Consider the following 5,753-nt stretch of genomic DNA (forward strand, 5'->3'; position numbering starts at 1 on the left):
CCCCCCCCGCCGTCGCTTTACTCCCCGCCGCCCCGCAGGGCGCGGACCTCCTCGCGGAGGGCCGCGATCTCCTCGTGCAGGGTGCGGAGGGAGGCCTCCCCCGCCACCTCCGCCTCGGCGTTCTCCGCGTCGCGCCCCACGAAGTAGCTGGCGAGCGCCGCGGTGACGTACCCGAAGATGGTGAAGGCGTACACGGCCAGGATGAAGGCCAGCACCCGCCCCTCCGGGGTCTGCGGCCAGTACTCCGACCCCATGGTGGTCAGGATCATGGCCGTCCACCACACAGCGTCGCCGAAGCTGCGGATCCCGCCCCCCTCCGCCTCGCGCTCCAGGGCGTACATCCCCGCCGCACCCGCCAGCGCCACCAGCACCGTGAGCGCCACCACGTAGCCCAGCCCGCGGCGCCCCATGGCCCCCCGCAGGGCACGCATCCCGCGGTTGAGCGAGGCGACCACCTTCACAAGCCTCACCCCGCGCAGGACCCGGAACACGCGCGCGACGCGCAGCACCCGGAAGGCGGGGATCACCAGCGCGACGACGGTGAGCCAGTTGGCCTTCAGGTAGTCGGTCCGGTCGGGGGCGAGGACCAGCCGCAGGAGGAAGTCCAGGATGAAGACGATCCAGATCAGGGTCGTCGCCCATTCCAGCGCCGGGCCGAGCCCCCGGACCAGCTCCACCACCAGCAGCCCCAGCCAGACGAAGCCGAGGACGACCATCGGCGTCTCCAGCCAGTCCTCCACCTCGCGCAGGAGCTCCCACCGCTCCCGGTCCAGCTCGCGTCGTTCGCCGCGCTTCGCTTCCACGGGTCTCCCATCCCGGTCGCACTGTGGGCCCGCCACCTGCGGGGCTCCAGCGCGGAGGAGCAAACCGGCGGCCACGGGACCGCCGCCCGACCGCCGATGCCGGCGCGAGACCCCTCCCCGCGCCTCGCACTCCCGCGCTCAGTACCGCGTCTCCACCCCGTGCACCACCCGCCAGGTGTCCCGGGCGATCAGCAGCTCCTCGTCGGTGGGGATCACCCACACCTCCGTCGCCGCGCCGTCGGGGCTGACGCGCCCCTCCCTCCCCCGCTCGGTCGCGCGGTTGGCGGCGTCGTCCACGCGGATCCCCGCCCACTCCAGCCCACGGCAGATCTGCGCGCGGATCCCGGGGGAGTTCTCGCCGATCCCGCCGGTGAAGACGACGGCATCCGCCCCGCCTAGCGCCGCCAGGTACGAGCCCAGGTACTTGCGCGCCCGGTAGCAGAAGATCTCGATGGCGAGCCAGGCGCGCCGGTCGTCGTGCTCCTCGGCCTCCGCCAGCAGCTCGCGCATGTCGTTGGTGAGCCCGGAGATCCCCAGCAGCCCGGACTGCTTGTTGAGGAGCGCCTCCACCTCGGGGAGCGAGAGCCCCTCCTTCACGGCGACGTAGTCGAGCACCGCGGGGTCCACGTCGCCCGAGCGGGTCCCCATCACCAGCCCCTCCAGCGGGGTGAAGCCCATGGAGGTGTCCACCGACACGCCGCCGGAGATGGCGCACGCCGAGCACCCGTTCCCCAGGTGCAGGGTCACGATGCGGGTGTCCTCGCGCGAGCGGCCGGTGAGCTGCCGGTAGCGGTAGGCGACGAAGCGGTGCGAGGTGCCGTGGAAGCCGTATCGGCGCACGCGGTGCCGGCGGTAGAGCGAGTAGGGGATGGCGTACAGGTACGCCCGCTCGGGGAGGGTGTGGTGGAAGGCGGTGTCGAACACCGCCACCTGGGGGACCGCGGGCCCCAGCACGGCGCGCACCGCCTGGATCCCCTTGAGGTTGGCCGGGTTGTGCAGCGGCGCCAGCTCGATGGTCTCCTCGATGCCCCGGAGCACGTCCTCGTCGATGGCGACGGAGCGGACGAACCGCTCCCCCCCGTGCACCACCCGGTGCCCCGCCGCCCCGATCTCCGCCAGGCTCCCCACCGGGACCCCGGACTCGTCCCCCACGATCCACTGCAGCAGGAACTCCACGGCGGCGCGGTGGTCGCGGAGGGGGGCCGTCCCCTTGGCCTGAGCGCCGTCGCCCGCGCGGAAGGCGTACACCGCCTCGGCGCCGATCCGCTCGATCTGCCCGCGGGCCAGGCGCCGGTCGGTATTCGCGGAGAAGTGGCTCTCGTCCGTGTCGACGAGCTGGAACTTGAGCGAGGAGGAGCCGACGTTGAGGACGAGGATGTTCATCTGAGCCTTGCAGGTGCGCCTTCGTGAGTCCCGGCCTGCGGAATTGGCGGGTCGTGGCTCCAGAATACGCGCTCGCGGGGCCCGTCGCACTCCCCGGAGCTGCGTCGAAATTGCAGGACGTTCTCGATTGCGCCGTCGCACACACCTCGCTGCGCTGCTTCGCCAGGCGTGAGGCCGTGTCCGAAACCCCGCGGCGCGCGGGCCGGCAGCGGAGGCGCTCTGCCAGGGAACGGCCACGAGCGACGGCGCCGCCCCCCGGGTGGGGAGCGGCGCCGGTCCTATGGGTAAGCTGCCACGTTGGTCGTCCCCTCAGCCGTGCCCGTCTTCACGTACGGGGGTAGCGTCGGCATTCTCGGGTTCGTGCGGCATGGAGAAGATCGGGACCTCCTCCGAAACGCACTACGGCCCCGGGACGAACGTAGTTTCAACGGGTGCGAACCACCCGATTCGCGGGGTGGGCCCCGGCCTCAGCGGGCTGTGAACGCGGCCGGCAGGTGATCTGGCCGGCGAGCAGGCGTCAGGTCGTGGCGACTGCGCTCAGGATGGCGTACGCGACCTCCTCGTCCGTCACGTCGCTGTGGTCGGAGACGAAGTCGTCCGCGAGCAGGTTGTAGAGGCTCCCGCCCTCGAACTCGTACCGGGTCTTCAGCGGGGACAGCCTGAACTTCTCGACGGCGTTGCTCTTCTGGGCGCCGTTCCGGCCGATCCCGCCGAACGGGTCGTCCTTGTCACCCAGGGCGGCCGCCTGCTGTCCGGCGATGCGGGAGGCGAGCGGGTAGGCCAGCCCCACCGCCCTGTCGTTGGCGGTATGAGTGATCAGCACCGGGCCCTTCACCTTCTTCGCGGTAATCACGTCGCAGAACAGGCCCCTGCTCCCCTTGTGATCGTAGTCCGTGGAGAACCCGTGATGCGAGAAGGCAGCCTGCAGGAGCGTCAGTGTGGCGACCGCTCCCTGGTCGGCGGCATTGGCGGCCGCGGTCACCAGCCGTCCCCCGAAGCTGTGCCCCGCCAGGTGCAGGCGGATCTGCGGCGCGGCGACGCGGATGTCGCGCAGCAACTGGCTCACGCCCGTGCTCCCCACCAGCCCCGCCCGTTCTTTCATCTGGTAGTACGTGACGAAGTTGAGGAGGTTGCGGGCCCCCACCTTGACCCTGTCGAACACGTTCCCCAGCCCCGCCGCACCGCCACGGCCACCCGGAAGCGGGCGCTCCGGCTTGGCGAGGTCGCGAAGCAGGGTGGAGGGGGCGCGCTCATAGAACGCCGGCGGGACCTCGTCCCGCTTCTCCGCCGAGCCCTCATCCCGTGGGAGCAGCTCGCGCATGAGCTGCACGTACTCCTTCTGTGCGTCCGGACTGTCGAGCCGGTCCACGAGCTCCTCCGCCCGCTTGAGCTTGGTGTCCGCGCCCCGAACGTCGAACGCGCCCCGCAGGTTGCGGAGCTCCACCTTGAGCGCGGAGTCACCCACCGGTCCCAGGCTTGCTGCGCCGCCCGGGATCAGGTCCTTGTCGGCGAACTTCTTGGAGGGCCAGAACACGCCCAGCACCGCGTACTTCCGCCCGACCACCCCGTCCGGCGCCGCGAAGTCCAGCACGAAGCGGAGCCGCTTCACCAGCCTGGAGTACAGGTCGCGCGCCTCCGCTATGTCGTTGTTCCAACCATGCGACAGCACGAACAGGTCGGTTGTGCCCTCGCTGCGCACATGGCGGAGAACCCCGTCCGCCGCCGCACGGTCCACCACCTTGCCCTTCTTGTCGAACTCGACCTCGAAGTAGGGAAAGCCAAAAAGATCTTTCATGGAGACCTCACGGGTTGGGGGTTCACACGGACTGTATGGCGCGCATGAGGTCCACGAGCCCGTGTCCCTGGAAGTAACGGTCCCGCCTCAGGTCGGTTGCGGTGGAGAGGAAAATCTCCTTCACGCGCTCCGGGTTGCCGATGAACTCTCTCCGAATGGAGAGGAAAGCCGCGACGACCCCCGAGACGTGCGGTGCCGCCATGCTGGTACCGCTGTCCTCGCGGTAGTGGCACGGCGCGCCGTCCACCACGGGAGTCCGCGCGGCGCAGGAAAGGATCTTCTCCCCCGGCGCCACCAGGTCCGGCTTCAGCCGCCCGTCCCCGGTGGGTCCCTTGGACGAGAAGTACGATACGCCGTATACGTGCGGCATCTCGCGATGGGTGGAGCCCACCGTGATGGCCAGCTCCGCGTTCCCCGGATCGTTGATGGTGAGATCCAGCCCTGCGGAGACGACTCCGCGGGCTTCGGTGTCCGTGAATCCGTAGCCGGTGTTCCCGGCCGCCGCCACCACCACGACTCCGGAGCGGACCAGCCGGTCCACCTCCACGCAGAGGGGGCTCTGACCGCACGCGAACCACTCTGGCTCGAAGTCGTAGCCCACGCTCAGGTTCACCCCGTGCACCCGGATCCGCCGCCCGTGCCCGTTCAGCTCCATTACGTAGCCGATGGCCGCGATCAGGCTGCTGGCCAGGCCGGTTCCGTCGCTCTCCAGCACTCTGAGGCTGAGCAGCTTGGCCTTGGGCGCGATCCCCGAGATGTGCTCCAGTTCCTTCACCTCGCTCGTGGGGTTCCCCTCTTCGTCGCGTAGCCGGATGGTTGCCCGGATGGGCTTCCCCTCCTTCGCCAGCATCTCCCCCGCGATGATTCCGCCCACGTGGGTCCCGTGTCCGAAGGGATCCTCCAGCGGGCGCCCCTGCGCCTCGTTCAGCGCCGTGAAGTCGCGGTGCTGCAGCGGCGCCCCCGGGTTCAGGTTGTCGTGCAGCTCGAAGTGCGGATGCCCGCCGTCGATCCCCGAGTCCATCACCGCCCAGACGATCCCATCGCCCATCGCCGCGAAAGAGGCCCGGGCCGCGTCCGCTTTGACCGTGCTCACCGAGCGGCTGATCAGCGGCCCGATCTGGAAGTCATTCCAGATGCGGTAGATGGCGTGCGGCATCCCGGCGTCGTCTCCGCCCCCCTTCCCGTCCAGCTCGACCAGCTTCCGGATCGCCGGGCCCGACATTCGCGCGAACAGGTACTGCGGGCTGAACTCGCTCTTGGTCTCGTTGATCGCTTCGCGGTCCGGGTCGCCCCCGGCGCTCCCCACCGCCTCCAGCACCAGGGTGCGCACCCGCTCTCGCGCCTCCTTGCGGCCGCCCGGGTACTCCAGGTTCAGGTCTATGATCACGTCGATCGGCCGACGCTCCTCGCCGGTGCCGCGGATCGACTCCAGCTCCTTGAGAAGCGGGATCGCGATGACCGTCCTGTCCAGGGTGTCGGGGAGGAAGGGCTTCTTGCGCGGGTTCTCCTCCGGAAGCGGGGTGCTGGCTCCCTGGTGTCCCATGAGCCGGTCGGGACGTTCGCGCTCGCTCATAATCGACTCCGGGTGGTCGGGGCGGCGTTGTGTGGCTGGAGGTCGGGCAACGGGAGGGAAGCGTACCTCCGAGCGCACGGCCCGAGCAACTTCGGTACCCGCGGAACTAGACGGACAGTTGGGAACAATTTCCCGGCGGGGCCTGGGCTCGCGGCTCCCGCAGGAGTGGACGCGCGCTCCGGCGTGGGGCGGAGACGCC

The 5,753-nt window shown here is 70.2% G+C and carries 4 protein-coding genes; all 4 read right to left on the reverse strand.

Going from position 1 to position 5,753, the window contains the following annotated elements:
• Window positions 1-17: 17 nt before the first annotated feature.
• The 4 genes from VGR37_08720 to VGR37_08735 all read right to left on the reverse strand — a co-directional run bounded on the left by VGR37_08720 (window position 18) and on the right by VGR37_08735 (window position 5,554).
• Window positions 18-803 (reverse strand): ion transporter, encoded by a 786-nt coding sequence (locus VGR37_08720; protein ID HEV2147473.1) that lies wholly within the window; start codon window positions 801-803, stop codon window positions 18-20.
• A 138-nt stretch (window positions 804-941) separates the two neighbouring features.
• On the reverse strand, window positions 942-2,186 hold the full coding sequence (locus VGR37_08725; protein HEV2147474.1) for an acetate kinase: 1,245 nt from the start codon (window positions 2,184-2,186) through the stop codon (window positions 942-944).
• A gap of 517 nt (window positions 2,187-2,703) precedes the next feature.
• Window positions 2,704-3,981 (reverse strand): hypothetical protein, encoded by a 1,278-nt coding sequence (locus VGR37_08730; GenBank protein HEV2147475.1) that lies wholly within the window; start codon window positions 3,979-3,981, stop codon window positions 2,704-2,706.
• 22 nt (window positions 3,982-4,003) lie between these two features.
• Window positions 4,004-5,554, reverse strand: a complete 1,551-nt coding sequence (locus VGR37_08735; GenBank protein ID HEV2147476.1) for a S8 family peptidase — start codon at window positions 5,552-5,554, stop codon at window positions 4,004-4,006.
• Between the last annotated feature and the right edge of the window lie 199 nt (window positions 5,555-5,753).

Source organism: Longimicrobiaceae bacterium (genome assembly GCA_035936415.1).
In the GTDB taxonomy this organism is placed as follows: domain Bacteria; phylum Gemmatimonadota; class Gemmatimonadetes; order Longimicrobiales; family Longimicrobiaceae; genus JAFAYN01.